Source organism: Polyangiaceae bacterium (assembly GCA_020633235.1).
Classification (GTDB): domain Bacteria; phylum Myxococcota_A; class Polyangia; order Polyangiales; family Polyangiaceae; genus JACKEA01.
In genome coordinates, this window is the sequence record JACKEA010000003.1 from 1 (window position 1) to 18,482 (window position 18,482).

The following is an 18,482-nucleotide window of genomic DNA, read 5'->3' on the forward strand; positions in this document are numbered from 1 at the left end:
GCGCTCGCGGAGCCGCAGGCTCCGACAGGCAGCGCAACGAGACAGACGAGCAGGGCGGAAGAAAGCGTGGAGCGTGTCATGGAGCGCGACCTCACACTTTAGCCGTTTGGCAACCAAAACGCCACGGCACCGTCATCGGAGAAATCGCTCGAAACTGGATGGCTCACGGCGCCGAGGGGGGGCGGGTTTCATCCATCGCGGTTTTCTCTATTGCTGTGCGAAGCTACTCTATTCATCGGTTCGTCATGCACGCTGTCCTTCGCTCCGTCCTCTTGATCGCGGCGGTTTCGTCGTGGGCTGGGATGGCAGCGGCGGAGGACTCCTTCGTGCTCGTGGATCCATGGAACGCGGACGCCGGCCGGGGTTGGCGCACGCCGGTGGTGACGGAGCTGGTCGATCCCTGGAACCAACCCGAGGCGCTGCAAATGGTGATTATCGATCCCTGGCAGTCACGACCCATCGACGACGGCATCGTGTGGGTCGACATCACCGATCCGTGGGCACATCCAGACAAGCCGTGAGGCGCTGGCTCCCATTGCTGGCCGTGCTGGCCGTCGGCTGCGACGACCGCCCGGCACCCAGCCCCACGCCCAAGACGACCTCGAAGGCCCCGACGTCGCTCGCGCCGAGCTGGCAAGAAGCTGCCGGGCTTCGCGTCTTGGTCCGCTACACCGGTGGGGCGAAGCCGACGGACGCGGTTTTGCTGATCGTGGCGCTGCACGGCCTCGGCGACCGCCCCGAGAGCTTTGCGGGCCTGTTCTCGGGCTATTCGCAGCCCGCGCGGCTGGCACTGATCAGCGCACCCAAACCCTTCGCGGACGGATTCTCCTGGTTCGACTACCGCGACGACGCTTCTGCAGACGAGCTCTCCGCCGGCATCCGCGCTGCGGCGGTCGGCGTCGCCCGCGCGACGGAAGTGCTCTCCAAGCGCGCTCCCACGTCCAAGGTCGTCGTCACGGGCTTCTCACAGGGCGGCATGCTGAGCTTCGCGCTGGCGGCACTACGCCCGGAGCTCTACTCGGCGGCGTATCCCCTCGGTGGCACGCTCCCTAGACCGCTCTGGCCTTTGCGGGGGGACGCAGCACGGAAGCTCCCCATCGTGATCGCCTTGCACGGTGAGGACGATCCCCGCGTACCGATCGGCCCAGCCCGACTCGGCGTGCAGGCGCTCCGCGATGCGGGTTACCACGCGGAGCTGCGCGGCTTTGCCGGCGTCGGCCACGGTGTGTCACCGCTGATGCGTCGCGAGCTCTGGGCACTGCTCGGGAGCTGACCCTGGCAGGGTGGACAGTCGCCAGGTGGATTGCTATAGCCAAGTCTTCGGTCGCATCGGACGAAATCTGGGCACGTCACGCGACCGCAGCGGCATTTCGCCGCGATTCTTCCGGAGGCGACAGCCAGAGAGGATCCCCCGGTCGTGTGCGGCATTTGTGGAGAGATTCGCTTCGACGGCGAAGCGGCAGACGTCGGCGCCGTCAGCGCCATGATGGATCGACTCGCACCCCGCGGACCGGATGCGAGCGGTGTGAGTGCGTACGGGAACGTCGCGCTCGGTCATCGTCGCCTGAAGATCATCGATCTATCGGACCACGCACGGCAGCCGATGGTGGACGCGGACCTCGGCTTGTCGATCGTCTACAACGGCGCGATCTACAACTACCCAGAGCTCCGTGAAGCGCTCACGCAGAAGGGTTATCGCTTCTTCTCCACCGGCGACACGGAAGTGTTGCTCAAGGCATACCACTGCTGGGGTGAGGGCTTCGTGGAGAGGCTCTACGGAATGTTCGCGTTTGCCATCGTGGAGCGGGACAGCGGGCGCGTTCTGATGGCGCGAGATCGCCTGGGTATCAAGCCCCTGTATCTCGCGGAGGTCGAAGGCGCGTTGCGCTTTGCGTCTTCCCTGCCCGCCTTGGTGCACGCCGGTGGCGTGGACACCAACATCGATCCCGTCGCGCTCCACCACTACATGTCGTTCCACGCGGTGGTGCCCGCCCCGCACACCATCTTGAAGGGGGTCCGCAAGCTTCCTCCGGCTACTACCCTCGTCGTCGAGCCGGACGGCACGCAAAAGCAGCGAAGCTACTGGCAGCCGCTGTTCGAAGCTCGCAAGGACGAGGAAGGCCTCGGCTTCGACGAGTGGCAAGAGCGGGTGATCGACGTCCTGCGCCGGGCAGTGAAGCGACGCTTGGTCGCCGACGTACCCGTGGGCGTTCTGCTCTCGGGTGGGCTCGACTCGAGCTTGGTCGTGGGGCTCCTGGCGGAAGCCGGGCAGCACCAGCTCGAAACCTTCTCCATCGGGTTCGAGACCGTAGGCGACGAGCGCGGCGACGAGTTCGTGTACTCGGACATCGTGGCCAAGCACTTCGGCACGGTGCACCACAAGATCTTCGTGGACTCCGGCCGCGCCCTGCCCAACCTCTCGCACTGTATCGATGCCATGAGCGAGCCGATGGTGAGCCATGACAACATCGGCTTCTTCCTCCTCTCGGAGGAAGTGAAGAAGCACGTCAAGGTGGTCCAGAGTGGACAGGGCGCCGACGAGATCTTCGCGGGTTACCACTGGTATCCGCCGCTGCTCGAGAGCACGACGCCCGTGGACGACTACGCGGCCGTGTTCTTCGACCGGAACCACGCGGAGATGGCGCGCGCCGTCTCGCCGGAGCATCTTGCGGCGGACGAAAGCCGCGCGTTCGTAGAGCGCCATTTCGCCATGCCCGGCGCGCCGCGACCGATCGACAAGGCGCTACGCATCGACACCACGGTGATGCTGGTGGACGATCCGGTGAAGCGAGTGGACAACATGACCATGGCCTGGGGGCTCGAAGCGCGCGTGCCATTCTTGGATCACGACGTGGTGGATCTCGCTGCTCGCGTCCCCGCGGAAATGAAGGTGGAGCAAGGCGGCAAGCACGTGCTGAAGGAGGCCGCCCGCAAGGTGATCCCCGCCGCCGTCATCGACCGCCCCAAGGGCTACTTCCCCGTGCCCGCGCTCAAGTACCTCCGCGGGCCGTTCTTGGAGCTGGTACGCGACGCGGTAACCGGGGCTCGCGCGCGGCAGCGCGGCATCTTTCAGCCCGCCTACGTAGACGAGCTCTTGTCGGCACCAGAGCAGCACATCACGCCTCTGAGAGGCTCCAAGCTGTGGCAAATCGCGCTCTTGGAGCTGTGGTTGAACGCAAACGGTCTTTGAGGGGAACAGCATGGCCACACAGCGCCGCCGTCGAGCGGCATTCAGCCATCGCATCGATCGCGATCACTCGCCGACGTTGGCGGCGTGGAAGCACCCGCCCCAAGCCGCCGCTCGCCACGCACGGAACGTGGCCCTGGAATGCGGCTGGGGTCGCCTGATCTTCGGTCACACCTTCGAGTCCAACGAAGAGATCGCCGACACGCTGCGGGAAGAACGCAGCGGACGCCGGGACATCGCGCTCTATCTGGCGGATCCGCACGTGGTGCTGTCCATTGCGCCGCACGAGCTGTTCTTGGATCCGTCGCACACGTTCCGGATGTATCTCGAACAGTTTCGGCCGCCCACCGCACAGCCACAGGGGTTCGTCGTGCGACGCCTGCAAGATCGCTCGGACGCGGCGGCGACCGGGCGCGTCTACTCGCGCCGGCACATGGTTCCGGTGGACCCGGAGTTCATCTGGTCGCGGCGGCTCTCACGGGAGCTGACCTACCTGGTGGCCGAGGACACCGCCAGCGGGGAGATCATCGGGACCGTGACCGGCGTGGATCACGTGGAAGCCTTCGGCGACCGGGAGAACGGCTCGAGCCTGTGGGCCTTGGCGGTCGACCCGCAGACGACGCACCCCGGTGTGGGTCAGGCGCTGGTCACGCACCTGCTCGAGCACTACATCGCTCGCGGCAGATCCTTCTTGGACCTGTCCGTGATGCACGACAACAAGCAGGCGATTCGCCTGTATGAAAAGCTCGGCTTCTGCCGAGTCCCCGTCTTTTGCGTCAAGCGCAAGAACCCCATCAACGAGCCGTTGTTCATCGCGGACCCGCCAACGGCGGGGCTCAACCCCTACGCGTCCATCATCGTGCGGGAGGCCCAGAGACGCGGCATCGCCGTCGACGTGCTGGACGTGGAAGCAGGGTACTTCGCCCTGTCTTTCGGTGGCCGTACCGTCGTCTGCCGCGAGTCGCTGAGCGAGCTGACGAGCGCCGTGGCCATGAGCCGCTGCGACGACAAGCGCGTGACGCGACGTGTGCTGCAATCCGCCGGCCTGAACGTGCCAGCGCAGCGCGAAGCGGGCACGCCGGAGGACGACCAGAAGTTCCTCGAGCTGTACGGTCGCATCGTGGTCAAGCCCGCTCGGGGTGAGCAAGGCGCCGGCGTGTCCGTCGACGTGCGCACGGGGGAAGAGCTCGCTCGGGCCATCGAGGGGGCGGCCACCAGCGGCAGCGCAGTGATCCTCGAAGAGATGGTGGCGGGAGAAGATCTTAGAATCATCGTGATCGACGCTCACGTCGTCGCCGCCGCCATCCGCCGGCCCCCCGAGGTCACCGGTACCGGTGAGCACACCATCCGGCAGTTGATCGAGAAGCAGAGCCGCCGACGGGCCGCGGCGACCGGCGGCGAGAGCCGTATTCCGCTCGACGCCGAGACGGAGCGTTGTGTGGCGGCGGCGGGCTACGACCTGGACAGCGTGTTGCCGCCCGGAAAGCCGCTGCGGGTGAGAAAAGCCGCCAATCTCCACGGCGGCGGCACCATTCACGACGTCACGGCGGAGCTGCACCCGCGCTTGATTCAGGCCGCGGTACGAGCCGCGGAAGCCCTGGACATTCCGGTCGTGGGTCTAGACTTCATCGTTCCGGCCACGGACGAACCCCGCTATTGGATCATCGAAGCCAACGAACGGCCAGGGCTGGCCAACCACGAGCCGCAACCCACTGCGGAGCGCTTCGTGGACTTGCTCTTCCCGCAGACTGCGACGTGAGATGAAGCGACTTCCGATCGATTCCGAATACATGCTCGACACCCTCTTCGCCCTGCTCGCCATACCCAGCCCAAGTGGCTACACGGACCGCATCGTCCACCACGTGGGTGAAGAGCTCGAGAGGCTCGGTATTCCTTTCGAGCTGACTCGCCGCGGCGCCATCCGCGCCAAGCTGGTCGGCAAGCAACGCTCCCCCGCCCGCGCCATCGTGAGCCATCTGGACACCTTGGGGGCGATGGTGAAGAACCTCAAGAACAACGGCCGGCTGGAGGTCGTGCCCATCGGAACCTGGTCGTCGCGCTTCGCGGAGGGGGCCCGGGTCACCGTCTTCACCGACAACCACGGGTCTAAGCGCGGGACCATCCTACCGCTGAAGGCGTCTGGCCACACCTTCAACACGGAGATCGATACTCAACCGGTGACCTGGGAGAACGTCGAAATCCGTACCGACGACTTCTGTACCTCGGCGGAAGAGCTCGCGGCCTTCGGCTACAACATCGGAGACTTCGTTGCCATCGATCCCCAGCCGGAGTTCAACGAAGGGTTCATCAACTCGCGCCACTTGGACGACAAGGCGGGCGTCGCAGCGATGTTGGCCGCCGCCAAGGCCGTGCTCGACGCCGGCGCAGACGTGGCCACGGACTGCTCGCTACTGTTCACCATCTCGGAGGAAGTCGGAACCGGCGCCTCCGCGGTGCTTCACGGCGACGTGGCGGAAATGGTCGCGGTGGACAACGCCACGCCGGCACCGGGACAGAACTCTCGGGAACGTGGTGTGACCATCGGCATGGGGGACTCCAGCGGTCCCTTCGACTACCACCTGACGCACAAGCTGCTGGGTCTGTGCCGCGAGTTTGGCGTGGAGCATCAACGCGACGTGTTCAAGTATTACCGCTGCGACGCCGCTTCCGCGGTGGAGGCCGGAAACGATCTGCGCTTCGCTCTGGTCGCCTTCGGGGCGGACTGCTCGCACGGTTACGAGCGCACCCACCTGGAAGCGCTGAAGTCGCTGGCAGAGCTCTTGACGCTGTACGTGCAGAGCTCGCCGACCTTCAAGCGCGACCGTCTCGAGCTCGGTCCCCTCGAAGGCTTTCCCTACCAGCCCGATTGAACGTGAAGCGTCACGCTCCCGCCGCCCTGCGCAATCGCGAGCCCATCCTGAGTGTGCTCGCGGAGCTGCTCGTCGTACCGGAAGGCCGGCGTCCCCTGCTCTTGGAGATCGCCAGTGGCAGTGGAGAGCACGTGGTTCACTTCGCTCGCGCGCTGCCCGACTGGGACTTGCAGCCGAGCGACGCCGACCCCGCCGCCCGCGCCAGCGTGGACGCGCATCGAGCAGAAGCGGGGCTCGCAAATGTGCGCTCCCCCGTGGCGCTCGACGCGCGGGAGGACTCTTGGCCCGTGGCTCGAGCGGACGCCGTGGTGTGCATCAACATGATCCACATCGCACCGTGGAGCGCGTGCGTGGGCCTGGGACGTGGCGCAGCTCGCGTGCTGCCGCCGGGCGGGCTCTTGGTGCTGTACGGGCCGTTTCGCTTCGACGGAGCCTTCACGGCTCCGAGCAACGAGGCCTTTGACGCCTCACTACGCGCGCGAGATCCGGAGTGGGGCGTCCGCGACCTGTCGGACGTCACGGCGATCTTCGCGGAGCGCGGCTTCTCTCGGACGCGGATCGTGGAAATGCCCGCAAACAACCACGTTGTCGTCTTCCAGCGCGGGTGACGCCGCGGCTCGCCGCGTGCGGGCGAGCGTGCTAGGCCCGGAGCCATGAAGCTTCGAGCGATTGTACCGGCGGCGTTCGTCCTTCTCTTTGGCACGGCGGCTCAGGCCGTGGAGCAACCGAACGACCTGGCGTCGAGCATCGACGTCAGTACCCCGGCTCCGCCCCCTGCAGTGCCACGGAGCTACCACGTGCACGACGGCTTCTATTTCCGCGCGGGGATCGGGACCGGACCCCATTGGCTGAAGCTGAAGGACGATCGCTTCGGGGCGGACGCCAGCACCAGCGGCTTCGACTTTTCAATGGAGGCGCTGGTCGGCGGCTCGCCCAGCGAAGGCTTCGCGATCGGCGGCGCGTTCTTGTTCCACGCATTGCCCTCCACCGAGATCGAGATCGACGGCCGGGGCACCGGTGTCGACCCCAACGTGGGCGTCGCGCTGATTGGACCCTTCGTGGATGGGTTTCCGGACCCGAAGCGCGGCTTTCACGTGGGTGGCACGCTGGGCATCGTGGGCGTTCAGTTCTCGAAGCTGGACGCGACGGACGAGAAGCGGGAATCGAACGGGTTCGGTGGCGCGGTGTGGGTCGGCAACGACTTCTGGGTCGGGGACGAGTGGTCCATTGGGCCTTCTCTGCGCTTCATGACCACCGTGACCACGGACAGCTCGAAGGACACGGACCTCACGGTGACGACCCGGGCGCTGACCCTGTCGATGACCGTGCTCTATCACTGATCGTCGTAGCGACCACGCCACGGCGGCTCCGCCACCTCGCGCAGCGGCGGCAGAGTGCGCCCCAGAGCACTCGCGACGCGGAACAAGAGGTCGTAGAAGACGCAGGCGCTGGCTCCGTACAGCACGTGGCGGCCGATCTCGAAGTGGGGCAGCAAGAACTCGGCGCCGCGCCAGCGGGTCATCGCCGCTGCAATGGGTAAGCGCCCGTCGATCCAGGGCTCGATGGGCACCCGGAGCAGCTCGGCGATCTCTCCGGACAACGTGGGCTCGCCGCTGACCTCGGCCACGAAGGGATGAATCAGATAGCGCCCCGTGACCACCGGCACGGGCGTGAGCGCGCCGAGCAGAGACGATCGCGAGACTCCGGTTTCTTCCGCGAGCTCGCGAAGCGCCGCAGCCGACAGCGATGCGTCTTCGGCTTCGGGCTTGCCCCCCGGAAAGCCGAGCTCGCCGGCGTGCTCGGCAAGCGCCTCCGAGCGCACCACGACCCAGGCGGAAGCGTCCCCCTCGAACACCACGGGCACGACGATGGCCGCGGGCGAGAGCGGGCCATCCGCGGCGGGCACGGAGAACGGTGCTGGGCCGGTCAACGCCCGGCGCACCAGGTCCGCGGACAGCTCAAGCACGGGCAATGGGTCGGCTGCTGGCGTGCCAGAAGCGTAGCGCCAACGCGACGGCGACGCAGGTGAGACCGGCAGACAGACCCCACCACAACCCGCGAGCACCCAAGCCCAGACCGAAGCCGAGGGCGACGCCCAGGGGCAGACCGACGAGGTAGTGTCCGCCCAGGTTGGCAAGCAGGGGGAAGCGCGTGTCACCGGCACCGCGCAGGGCTCCGGCGGCGACGGCCTGGACGCCGTCCGAGAGTTGGAACACGGCCGCGACGAACAGCAACGGTACGACGGCTTCGATCACGTCGATCTCGTCCGTGATGATCCCGGCCAAGAGCCGCGGCAGCAGCAAGAACGCCGTAGCGGCGCACACCATGAACGCCATGCCCACGGCGATGCCCGTCACCCCCGCGCGGCGCGTACCCGTGATGTCCGCTCGCCCCACCGCCTGCCCCACGCGAACGCTGGTGGCGGCGCCGATGCCCACGGGCACCATGAACGTCGCGCTGGCGATGGTGATGGCCACCTGATGCGCCGCCAGGGAGCGTGCATCCAGGTTGCCCATCAGCACGTTCACCAGGCTGAACACGCCGAACTCCGCCAAGAGCTGAAGCCCGATGGGCGTGCCGAGAAGCAGCGCCTTCTTCATCAGGGGCGCCACTGGGCGCCGTACGCCGTGCTCGGCACCACGGGTCAGCCGCCGCACGCCCACCGCGAGCACCGCCATTTGCAGCAGCGTGCACAGCGTGCTCGCCCACGCGGCCCCCGCCACTCCCATCCGAGGCACGCCCAGAGCGGGAAGGCCAAGGGAGGTCAGCCCCGCATCCCCGAACACCAACGCCCAGGACAGCGGCAGATTGATCACGTTGGCCACCACCACCGCGACGACCACCGGGCGGGTGCTGCTGACCGCTTGGAGGTAGCCCCGCAAAGCCACGAACACGAGGAACGGAGCGAGGCCCCACACGCGAGCGTACACGTAGTCTCGCGTGTGCTCAGCGGTGGCCGCGTCGATGCCGAAACGCTCGAGCAGGGAACCGAGCAAGACGACCGCCACGCACAGCGGAACGCCGAGGCCGAGAGCGAGCCACACGCCTTGCCACAACGTGCGGCGCGCGCGGGTGGGCTCGTTGGCTCCGACCGCCTGGGCGATCAGCGGATCGAGGCCGAGCATCACGCCCATGCCGAGCACGGTAACCGTGAAGAAGACGGAGTTGCCGAGGCCCGCGGCACCGAGCTCCACCGTGCCCAGACGTCCGACCACTGCCGTGTCGACGGCGCCAATCAGCGTCTGGCCCAGGTTGGCGGCCGCCAAGGGGACGGCCAGCCGCACCAGCAGCGACAGCTCCTCCGAAGCGGAAGGGCTGGCAGGGGCAAGGGCGGGGTCGTGGGTCAGGGTGGCCTGCACGGGACAGTCCATTCGGAGGGCGGCAGTTTGGCCTCACCGTGGCAACGCCGCAAACTTCGGGCGCCTTCCCAGGTGCGGGTTTTGACTCGACCCCACCGCGAAACCGGAAGACGCTCCAAGGCCATGGCTCGCCCCCTCTTCGTGTTCGCCCACGGTGCCGGCGCGCCGAGCGCTTCGGCTTGGATGCAGCGGTGGAAGGGCTACCTGGAGGAGCTGGGCCAGGTGGAGACCTTCGACTACCCCTACATGGCCGCCGGAAAGCGGCGGCCAGACCCCTTGCCCGCCTTGATGCTCGCCCACCAGCAGGCGATCACCGAAGCGACCCGGGGTAAGCGATCTCCGCTGGTGTTGATCGGCAAGAGCATGGGCTCCCGCGTCGGTTGCCACGTCGCCAGCGCCCAGGACGCCATCGCGGAACGAGTCCGCGCCGTCATTTGCCTGGGCTACCCGCTGAAGGGCATGGGCAAGACGCAAAAGCTCCGGGACGAGGTCCTGCTCGCTCTGGACAAGCCCATCCTCTTCGTCCAGGGCAGCCGTGACAGCCTGTGCCCCCCGGAGCTATTGGCAAAGGTCCGCAAGAAGATGCGGACCCGGAACGAGCTCTACATGATCGAGGGCGGCAGCCATTCCCTGGAGGTGGGCAAGCGCCAGCTCGCGCTTCAGGGAGAATCCCAAGAGGACGTCGATCGCGAAGCCCTCGGCGCCATTCATCGCTTCTTGGACGAAGTGCTCTGAGCCTCAACTGGTCTGGTCCCGCGGGCGGATGAGCACGTCGTGGACCTGCATGTGATCGGGCGCGCCGAGCACCCACGCGACGGTGTCCGCCATGTCCTGCGCGGACAGCACTTGGTAGCGGCCATAGGTCTCGGCCGCGGCTTGCTCGCTCTTGTGGTAGTGCGCCGCGAATTCCGTCTCCACGAACCCAGGGCTGATGGCGCTGACGCGGATCTTGCTCTTGTCGGCTCGGAGCTCCTGGCGCAGCCCCTCGGTCAGCGCTCGAACCGCGAACTTCGTGGCCGAGTACACGCCGCTGTCCCCCGGTACGCGGTGCGCTGCCATGCTCGAAACGTGGATCACGTGTCCGGCGTCGCCCCGGCGCCGCATGTCGCGCACGGCTTCGCGTGTGCAGATGCACAGCGCCAGCACGTTGACCTCGAGCATCTCGCGCCAGTGCTCCGTGCTCCCGCTACAGAGGGGCGCTCGGTGACCGAGGCCCGCGTTGTTGACGAGCACGTCGACGCCATCCCAGCGCTTTCGGATCTGCGCGAACATCTCCTCGATGTCCGCCTCCCGGCGCAAATCCACCCCGAGGGGCAACACGTCACCGCTTGCCCTCAGCGGCTCGAGCCGCTCGGTTCGACGAGCCGCCACCGCCACCTTCATGCCGGCCTGCGCCAAGCGTTCGGCGACTGCGCGCCCGATGCCGGAGGACGCGCCGGTCACCAGCGCGACCCGCCCCTTCCACCTCGAAAGATCGTTCACGGCCTGGGGCATATCACGCTTGGCCTCGACACTGGATGGAAGTGGCTGGATGATCCGAGTACCGGTGAAGCCCGGCTCCCTCATTCAGGATCGATTCCGCATCGAGCGCGTGGTGGCCCGCGGGGGCATGGGCACGGTGTATCGCGCCCTCGACGAAGCGCGCGGCGAGCCCGTGGCCGTGAAGGTGCTGGAGCGAGCCTTCGACCTGGGAGACGAACGGTTCAAGCGGGAGGCGGCGGTGCTGTCGAGCCTTCGGCACCCGGCCATCGTGGGCTACGTGAGTCACGGCACCGCGCCGGAAGGCCCCTACATCGCCATGGAGTGGCTCGACGGAGAGGCGCTCTCGGAGCGGCTGCGGGCGGGGCTCCTGCCGCCGGCGGAAGCGGTCGCCCTGACTCGTCGCGTCGCCGACGCCCTGGCCCTCGCGCACGGCCAGGGCATCGTCCACCGTGACGTGAAGCCGAGCAATCTGTTCCTGGTGGACGGCGAGCCGAGGCGAGTGGTGGTGTTGGACTTCGGCATCGCGCGGCGCCTGATCCGCGAGGACGACGTGACCGAGCCGGGTTCGATCGTCGGGACCTGGTCGTACATCGCGCCGGAGCAGGCACTGGCCAGGGCCGGCGTGGACGCGCGGGCCGACGTCTTTTCACTGGGCTGCGTGCTCTACGAGTGCCTGACCGGAGCGCGCGCGTTCGCCGCGGGCGAGCGCACCGCGGTCCTGGCCAAGCTGCTCTTGGAAGAACCGCCGCGAGTGACCACGCTGCGGAGCGACGTGCCCCTCGCGCTGGACCGCCTCGTCGCGCGCATGATGAGCAAGGAACCCGACGCCCGCCCCCGCGACGGCGCCGCCGTGGCACGAGATCTCGCGGATCTTGGTGACGTGGAGCTTCTGCCCCGCCGCGTGCCGAGCACGCTGCCCCCCGGTCTCACCGACCGCGAGCAGCGCGTGCTGTCCATCGTGCTCGCGCGCGGCTTTCGGGACCCGGACGCCACCGTGGACGACAGCGGCGTGGCTTCGACCGTGGACCCATTGCTGGAAACCGTGAGCACCTTGGCGTCGGAGGTCCACGTCCTCGCCAACGGCTCGCTGCTCGCGGTGATCTCGGCGCGCGGCAATCCCCGAGACGGCGCCGTGAAGGCGGCGCGCTGCGCCCTCGCCATCAAGAGCGAACGTCCCAGCGCGGAGGTGGCGCTCGCCACCGGCTTCGGCGTGGTGTCCGCACAGACGCCCGTCGGCGTGGTCATCGATCGGGGCGTGGAGGCGCTCCGGCGCGCGAGCCCCGGCGCCATTCGCCTGGACGACACCACAGCGAGCCTCGTCGCCGAGCACTTCCGGCTGCGGCGCGATGCCGACGGCGCTTCCCTGGGCGAAGAGAGGAACGAGCTCGACGTGTCCCGCAAGCTCCTCGGCCGCGAGAGCCCCTTCGTCGGACGCAGCGCCGAGCTGTCCACTCTGCTCGCCGCCGCCGAGGCGTGCGCCGAGGACGCGCGGGCCAAGGCCGCGCTGGTCGTGGGGGACGCCGGCTCTGGAAAGTCGCGGCTCGCCCTCGAGCTGTGCGCGCGTCTCTCTCCGAGCTGGGAGGTGTGCTTTGCGCGAGCGGACTCCGTCAGTGCCGGATCGCCGTATCAGCTCCTGTCGCGACTCGTGCGTCAGAGTGCCGGCATCGGCGAGCGGGACGTTTCCGCGCTGCAGCGACAAAAAATCCAGGAGCGTCTGGCGCCGTGGCTCGCGGATCCCCGGGAGCGGGATCGCGCTGTTGCCTTCGTGTGCGAAGTGCTGCGGGCGCCGCTGGAGGACGCCGATCGCCCTTGGCTCGCCGCCGCGCGGGCCGATGCGCGGCTGATGAACGACGCCATCAAGCGCGCCTTCGCGGACTGGTTCGCCGCCGAGACGCGGGCGCGCCCGCTGCTGTTGGTGTTCGACGACCTGAGCTGGGGCGACGTCCCGAGCATCGACGTAGTCGATGCGCTGCTGGCGCGGCTGGCGGACGCGCCGCTGCTCGTGCTCGGACTCTCGCGGCCGCACCCGACGGAGCCGTGGGCGGCGCGCTCGCCGATTCGAATTCCGCTCGCTCCACTGGCCAATCGCGCGGCACAGCGCCTGGTGCGGACCGCGCTGGGCGACGAAGTGGACGCGCACGTGGTGGCCGCGCTGGTCGCGCGCTCCGAGGGCAATGCCTTTGCCCTCGAGGAGCTCATCCGCGCGGCGGCGCAGGGCCACGAGCAAATCCCCGAGTCCGTGTTGGGCATGGTGCAAGCGCGGCTGGACGACTTGGACGCCACCGAACGGCGCGTGCTCCGCGCCGCATCGGTGTTCGGTGAACGCTTCACGGCCAGCGGGGTGGAGGCGCTGCTGGACCCGGACGTGCGCACGGCCAGCGTGCTCCACAGCTTGGTGGAGCGCGAGCTGCTCGAAGGCACGGACGAGCTCGTGTTTCGTCATGCTCTGGTGCGGCAGGCGGCCTATGCATTGCTGACGGACGCGGATCGCAAGCTCGGACACCGGCTGGCCGCGCTGCACCTGGCGGCGGACGCCGGCGCCGACGAATGGACGGTGGCCTTTCACTTTCGGGAAGCGGGAGAAGGCGAACGCGCAGCCGGCTATTACCTCCAGGGTGCCGAGCGTGCCCTGGCCGGCAACGACTACGCCGGCGTGCTGAGGGCGGTCGAAACCGCGATGGCATGCTCGCCGGAGCCGGCCCTGGCCGGCGCCCTGCGCTGGGTCGAGGCGCAAGCCCTGAGATGGTTGAGCCGTTCGGAAGAGGCGTCCCTCCGCGCGCGCGAGGCGCGAGACCTCTTGCCCGTCGGATCTCGCGTGTGGTTCGAAGCGGTGCGCGAAACCGCGCTCGCCGCGGCTACCCTGGCCCGCTTCGACGATTGCCTGGAGATGATCGAGCTGGCCATCGCGACTCCCCCCGCCCCGGATGCGGAGCTGACGAAGGCCATCACCATCCTGCACGCCTGCGGCAGCGCCCTGGAAGGCGTTCCCCACGGGCGCGTGCGTGACGTGCTCCTTCGCGCCGGCGAGCCACCGGCGATGGCGGATCCGCGCGTTGGCGCTTGGTGGCACGGAACGCAGGCGCTGCTCGCACACTGCGCTGGAGATCCCGTGCGCTACGTGCAGGAGACCGAGCAGGCCCTGGCCGCTCACGAACGCCGCCAGGATGCGCGCATGACCTGCTTGATGGGCATGAATCTCGGCTACGGATTGACCGAGCTCGGCGACTTTGCCCGCGCCGAAGAGCTGCTCCGCGCGGCCGCGAGCACCGCGGCGGGACTGGGCATCGTTCGCACCGTCGCCTACGCGGAGCACAATCTGGGCTACACCCTGGCCTGCGCCGGCCGGCTGGAGGAAGCGCGCCGCGTGGAGCAACGCGCCGCGGAAGCCGCGGAAGCGCTGGAAGCCCCGACCCTCGCCTCGGCCTGTCACACCTACCTGGCCGGCATTTGCGTCGAGCTCGGCGATCTTGACGCCGCCGTGGCGCACGGGCAGAGCGCGATCGAAGCCGCCGGCGAGCGCTCGGTGCTGCCCATGGCCCAGGCCGCCCTCGCCCGGGCGCACGCCGCGCGAGGCGAGCTCGACGAAGCGCTCGACTTGGCGCAGGCCGCGGTCGCGGCGTTCGACGCGGATCGCGCGCTGGGGGAAGACGAAACCGCGGCGCGCCTGGTGCTGGTGGAGATCCTGCAACGCCGCGGCGACACCGCCCGGGCGAGCGTCGCCATCGCCGAAGCACACGAGCGTCTCTTGGCGCGAGCCGCCCGCATCAGCGATGCGACGCTACGGGCGACGTTCCTCGAGCGCATCCCCCACAACGCGCGCACCCTCGAGCTGTACCGGCGCTAGACGTCCAAAAGCCGCGCCACGCGACGCTGCCAGGCCTGCACGTCCTTCTCGCGCTCCGGATAGCGGGCGTACAGGCTCAGCGCCAGGCCCAAGCGCGGCGCCACGCGCAGCAGCCGCGCCGCGAGGCCGCGCTCCTTCACGAGCCCCGTGACCAGCCGCGGCCACCGCGTGACCGCGGGCGGCGCCGGCATTTTTTGGGACAAGGCCGCCAGGGCGCTCGAAACGTCCATCAGTCCCGCGCGCATCAGCCGCTCGATGTCGCTCACCGACAGCGTCTGCGAGAAGCGTCGAAAGACGTCGTACGCCGCGAGCACGCCTCCGTGCTCCCGATGCCAGGCTACGGAATACGCGTGTAGATCCGATCCACCCGCGGCGACGCGGTCTGCCAGCACTCGCGCCGCCACCATCCCCGAGCCGATGCCGGAGCCATGGGCGGAGAAGACCTGCAGCGCCGAGTCCCCGAGCAGGGCGACGCGGCCCATGGCCAGCCGCGGGCGAGCTCTTCCCAACGGAATGGCCCGCGCGCCGCCGAACAACGCCTTGCCCACGAACGAGTGCTCCGCGACGAAGCGCTCGAGCAACACCCGCCCGGAAGGGTAACCGAGCCCCGGAATGCTGCCGGTGAGCAAGCTGATGCCCTCGTGATCGAGGCGAGCGTTGACGATGGAGTAGCCGCCGGCGACGCCGGTGAAGCACAGCGTGTCGCCGGGCTCGGCGCCACGCTCGCGAAACCACGCCTCTGCCATGGCCCGATCCGTGACGGCACGCACCTCCTGCGCCGCCACGCACAAATCGTGCTTGTGAATGCGCGGCGCGCCGCCCAGGTTCGGACCGGCCATGCCCGCGGCGTCCACGAACACGTCCGCCTCGAACTCGCCCCGGGTCGTGGAAAGACGCCGTCCCGAGAGTCCTTGCACGTGCGCGTCGCCAACGAGCTCCGCTCCCGCTTCCCGCGCCAGCCGCTGCAAGCGGCTGACCAGGTGGCGCATGTCCACGTCCAGCGTCTCGTGGTCGCGGATCACGATGCGCTCGCCGTCGAAGCCCGCCACCAGGTGGAACGCGTGGCCCTCACCCCGGAGCTCGTCCCCCTCCGGCGGGTCCACCCCGGCGGCCTCGAACATCCAGCGCGGCACGCCGTTCACCCAACGCGCACCGGCCTGGGACAGCGGCCGCCGTTCCAGACACGCGACCCGCAGCCCGCGCCGCGCGAGAGCAAGGGCCGCTGCCGCACCCGAGGTGCCGGCTCCAACGATGGCAACGTCGACGCGCATGGAGTATCGAGAGCCTATCCACTTCTGCCCCGGAGGCCCAGCGATGACCGAGACCCTGGCCGTCAGCCGAGACGAGCACGTCGCCCACGTCGAGCTGCTCTTGCCGACCATGCCCCCGCGCTTCTTCGACGAGCTGGGCAACGCCTTCCGCGAGCTTTCGGCGGACACGGAGATCCGCGCCGTGATCGTCTCGTCACGGAACAAGCACTTCAGCTACGGCCTGGATCTGCCGGCCGCGGCCAGCGAGCTCGGCGACGCTTTCGCCGGCGGCGGCGCGGCCACGCGCATGAAGTTGCTCCGTCGCATCGAGCTGCTGCAGCGGGATCTCGACGCGATAGCCGCGTGCCCGGTACCGGTGGTGTGTGCCATCCACGGCTGGTGCATTGGCGGCGGCGTGGATCTCGCGAGCGCTTGCGACATTCGTCTGGCCAGCGCCGACGCGAAGCTCAGCGTGCGCGAGACCAAGATCGCCATCGTGGCGGATCTCGGCAGCCTGCAGCGCTTGCCCGGCATCATCGGCCAAGGCCACACGCGGGAGCTGTGCTTCACCGGCAAGGACGTGAGCGCCGAACGGGCGAAGGAGATCGGGCTCGTCAACGACGTGTTCCCCGACCGGGACGCGCTGCTCGAAGGCGCCCGCGCCTTGGCCCAAGAGATCGCCGCGAACGCTCCGCTCACGGTCCGGGGCGTGAAGAAGGTGCTCGATTTCGGCGCCGGTCGCCGTGCGGCGGACGGCCTCGACTACGTCGCGGCCTGGAACTCGGCGTTCTTGTCGTCCGAGGATCTGGGGGAAGCGATGGCCGCCTTCATGGAAAAGCGGCCGCCCAAGTTCACCGGGAAGTGACCGCGGCGAACCAACAAACACACGGAATCATTGATAAAATAGCCTCGCATTAACGCGCCTCGGGGTGGGCGGCATGACCGCTTCGAGGATGAGCACTTCGACCTATCACCCTCTCCCCATGGCGCTTTCGGAGCCCTCGGAATCGACCTCGAGCCTCGAGCATGAGCTCGTCGCCCGCGCCCTCGAAGGCGACGGACGCGCCTTCCAGACCCTGGTGGAGCCGCACCTGCCCATGCTGTATCGCATCGCGGCTCGCGCCTGCGGCAACGCCGCCTTGGCTCAAGACGCAGTCCAGGAGGCGCTGACCTTGGCCTTCCAGCGCCTCGGCCGCTACACCCCGGGCACGAGCCTCAAGGCCTTCTTGGCGGCCTACGCGGTGCGCCAAGCCCACACCTTGCTCCGCGGCGAGCGTCGCCGCCGGGTGCGGGAAGAGGCCGCGGATCCGCCGGAGTCCCTGGCGGGGCCCATCAGCATGGTGGGCGCCCACCGCGCTGCGAATCGCGTGCGCGACGCGCTCTCCAAGCTGCCCAAGAAGCGCCGCTCTGCCGCGCTGCTGCGCCTGGATGGCGGCATGAGCTACGCGGAGATCGCCGAGGCCGTGGGCACCACTGAAGGCTCCGCGCGAGTGCTCGTGCACTTGGCGATGAAAGAGCTACGCACTCAGCTTTCCGACCTGGTCGATGCCGAACCGGAGGCAACATGACGACAGAACGCGACGACGAAGCACGCCTCAGGGCGCTGTTCGATCGCACGGCCGACGACGCATCGGGACCGACGCTGACGCGACTTTCGGCACGGGCTCGCGAAGTCCCCTCGCAGGGGCGGCGCTCATGGCTCTCGCAGCTGTGGGCTCCCGCGCTGGCGGTGGCGGCCGGCGCTTTCGCCGTGGTGCTGGCGACGGGACAGTTCGCGAGCCTCAAGCCCACACCGGTGGCGAGCACGCCGGCGAGCGCGAGCCCGAGCGAAGCGCCCGTCGCGCGCCCGGCGCCCGAGCGGAGCGAGCCGGCAGTCGCAGGAGTAGACGACTTTGGTTTCGGGGAGTCGGCGAACGACGGCATTCTGTCGCCGCTGGATGGCCCCACCAGCGACGACGACGTGGACGCTTGGTTGGCGGCCACCGAGTCCGTCTTGGGAGAGAGCGGATGACGAGGTTTCATTCTTTGGTTTTGGGTTTGTGCGTCGCGCTGGCCACCCCGACGGCCTTCGCTCAACCAAACCGCGCGAAGGTGGAAGCGCGCATCAAGGAGCTGCGCACGGACGTGCTGAAGAAGCACGTGGGCCTGGACGACGCCAAGGCCAAGCAGGTCGAAAAGGTCCTCGACAAGTACGAGCCCCAGCGCCAGGCGGCCCAGAAGGACATGCGTGAGAAACAACGCACGCTGAAGGCGCTGCTGGCGGCGGACAGCAACGACCAGAACGCCTACAAGAACGCGATCAAAGGCTACCGGGACGCGGACAAGAAGCTGCGCTCGGTTCGCGACAAGGAATTCGACGAGATCGCCAAGCTCATCACGCCGAAGCAGCAAGCCAAGCTCGTGGTGGCGCTCCGGAAAATGCAGGCGAAAATCCGAAGTGCGATGCGCAAGCGCGCCCAGGGCGGCCGCTGAGTATTGCGGCACCCGCGC

General features: G+C 68.5%; 17 protein-coding genes. 13 read left to right on the forward strand and 4 right to left on the reverse strand.

Going from position 1 to position 18,482, the window contains the following annotated elements; all coding sequences use genetic code 11:
* Positions 1-245: 245 nt before the first annotated feature.
* The 7 genes from H6717_16855 (at position 246) to H6717_16885 (ending at position 7,397) form a co-directional block, all read left to right on the forward strand.
* Positions 246-521 (forward strand): hypothetical protein, encoded by a 276-nt coding sequence (locus H6717_16855; GenBank protein MCB9578700.1) that lies wholly within the window; start codon positions 246-248, stop codon positions 519-521.
* Positions 518-1,273 carry a dienelactone hydrolase family protein gene (locus H6717_16860; protein ID MCB9578701.1) on the forward strand — a complete coding sequence of 252 codons (756 nt, stop codon included), beginning with the start codon at positions 518-520 and terminating at the stop codon, positions 1,271-1,273. The genes H6717_16855 and H6717_16860 overlap by 4 nt, the downstream gene beginning before the upstream one ends.
* Before the next feature lie 144 nt (positions 1,274-1,417).
* Entirely contained in the window at positions 1,418-3,190 is a 1,773-nt protein-coding gene (locus H6717_16865; protein ID MCB9578702.1) for an N-acetylglutaminylglutamine amidotransferase, read from the forward strand.
* 10 nt (positions 3,191-3,200) lie between these two features.
* Positions 3,201-4,946, forward strand: a complete 1,746-nt coding sequence (ngg, locus tag H6717_16870; protein ID MCB9578703.1) for an N-acetylglutaminylglutamine synthetase — start codon at positions 3,201-3,203, stop codon at positions 4,944-4,946.
* Position 4,947: 1 nt separating this feature from the next.
* Positions 4,948-6,057, forward strand: coding sequence for an osmoprotectant NAGGN system M42 family peptidase (locus H6717_16875; GenBank protein ID MCB9578704.1), 1,110 nt, complete (start codon positions 4,948-4,950; stop codon positions 6,055-6,057).
* Positions 6,058-6,059: 2 nt separating this feature from the next.
* On the forward strand, positions 6,060-6,665 hold the full coding sequence (locus tag H6717_16880; protein ID MCB9578705.1) for a DUF938 domain-containing protein: 606 nt from the start codon (positions 6,060-6,062) through the stop codon (positions 6,663-6,665).
* A 45-nt stretch (positions 6,666-6,710) separates the two neighbouring features.
* Positions 6,711-7,397: a hypothetical protein gene (locus H6717_16885; GenBank protein ID MCB9578706.1), complete on the forward strand. Its 687-nt coding sequence runs from the start codon at positions 6,711-6,713 to the stop codon at positions 7,395-7,397.
* Here the strand turns inward: H6717_16885 and H6717_16890 are convergent.
* Both H6717_16890 and H6717_16895 read right to left on the reverse strand, forming a co-directional pair.
* Entirely contained in the window at positions 7,391-8,023 is a 633-nt protein-coding gene (locus H6717_16890; GenBank protein ID MCB9578707.1) for a CoA pyrophosphatase, read from the reverse strand. The two genes, H6717_16885 and H6717_16890, sit on opposite strands and share 7 nt — an antisense overlap.
* Positions 8,016-9,428, reverse strand: a complete 1,413-nt coding sequence (locus H6717_16895) for an MATE family efflux transporter (protein MCB9578708.1) — start codon at positions 9,426-9,428, stop codon at positions 8,016-8,018. Before H6717_16895 ends, H6717_16890 begins: the two co-directional genes overlap by 8 nt.
* A gap of 111 nt (positions 9,429-9,539) precedes the next feature.
* Between H6717_16895 and H6717_16900 the strand changes: the two genes are divergently transcribed.
* Positions 9,540-10,151: an alpha/beta fold hydrolase gene (locus tag H6717_16900; GenBank protein ID MCB9578709.1), complete on the forward strand. Its 612-nt coding sequence runs from the start codon at positions 9,540-9,542 to the stop codon at positions 10,149-10,151.
* 3 nt (positions 10,152-10,154) lie between these two features.
* On the opposite strand, the gene H6717_16905 is transcribed toward H6717_16900, so the two are convergent.
* The gene (locus tag H6717_16905) at positions 10,155-10,910 is read right to left on the reverse strand and encodes an SDR family NAD(P)-dependent oxidoreductase (GenBank protein MCB9578710.1); all 756 of its coding nucleotides are present in this window, start codon (positions 10,908-10,910) and stop codon (positions 10,155-10,157) included.
* 37 nt (positions 10,911-10,947) lie between these two features.
* Between H6717_16905 and H6717_16910 the strand changes: the two genes are divergently transcribed.
* Positions 10,948-14,742 carry a protein kinase gene (locus tag H6717_16910; GenBank protein ID MCB9578711.1) on the forward strand — a complete coding sequence of 1,265 codons (3,795 nt, stop codon included), beginning with the start codon at positions 10,948-10,950 and terminating at the stop codon, positions 14,740-14,742.
* On the opposite strand, the gene H6717_16915 is transcribed toward H6717_16910, so the two are convergent.
* On the reverse strand, positions 14,739-16,013 hold the full coding sequence (locus H6717_16915) for an FAD-dependent oxidoreductase (protein MCB9578712.1): 1,275 nt from the start codon (positions 16,011-16,013) through the stop codon (positions 14,739-14,741). The two genes, H6717_16910 and H6717_16915, sit on opposite strands and share 4 nt — an antisense overlap.
* Before the next feature lie 43 nt (positions 16,014-16,056).
* Between H6717_16915 and H6717_16920 the strand changes: the two genes are divergently transcribed.
* The 4 genes from H6717_16920 (at position 16,057) to H6717_16935 (ending at position 18,464) form a co-directional block, all read left to right on the forward strand.
* A complete protein-coding gene (locus tag H6717_16920) occupies positions 16,057-16,857 on the forward strand; it encodes a crotonase/enoyl-CoA hydratase family protein (GenBank protein ID MCB9578713.1) in 801 nt (266 codons plus the stop codon).
* A 118-nt stretch (positions 16,858-16,975) separates the two neighbouring features.
* The gene (locus H6717_16925; protein MCB9578714.1) at positions 16,976-17,560 is read left to right on the forward strand and encodes a sigma-70 family RNA polymerase sigma factor; all 585 of its coding nucleotides are present in this window, start codon (positions 16,976-16,978) and stop codon (positions 17,558-17,560) included.
* Positions 17,557-18,003: a hypothetical protein gene (locus H6717_16930; GenBank protein ID MCB9578715.1), complete on the forward strand. Its 447-nt coding sequence runs from the start codon at positions 17,557-17,559 to the stop codon at positions 18,001-18,003. The genes H6717_16925 and H6717_16930 overlap by 4 nt, the downstream gene beginning before the upstream one ends.
* Positions 18,000-18,464: a periplasmic heavy metal sensor gene (locus H6717_16935; GenBank protein MCB9578716.1), complete on the forward strand. Its 465-nt coding sequence runs from the start codon at positions 18,000-18,002 to the stop codon at positions 18,462-18,464. The genes H6717_16930 and H6717_16935 overlap by 4 nt, the downstream gene beginning before the upstream one ends.
* The last annotated feature ends 18 nt before the right edge of the window (positions 18,465-18,482 follow it).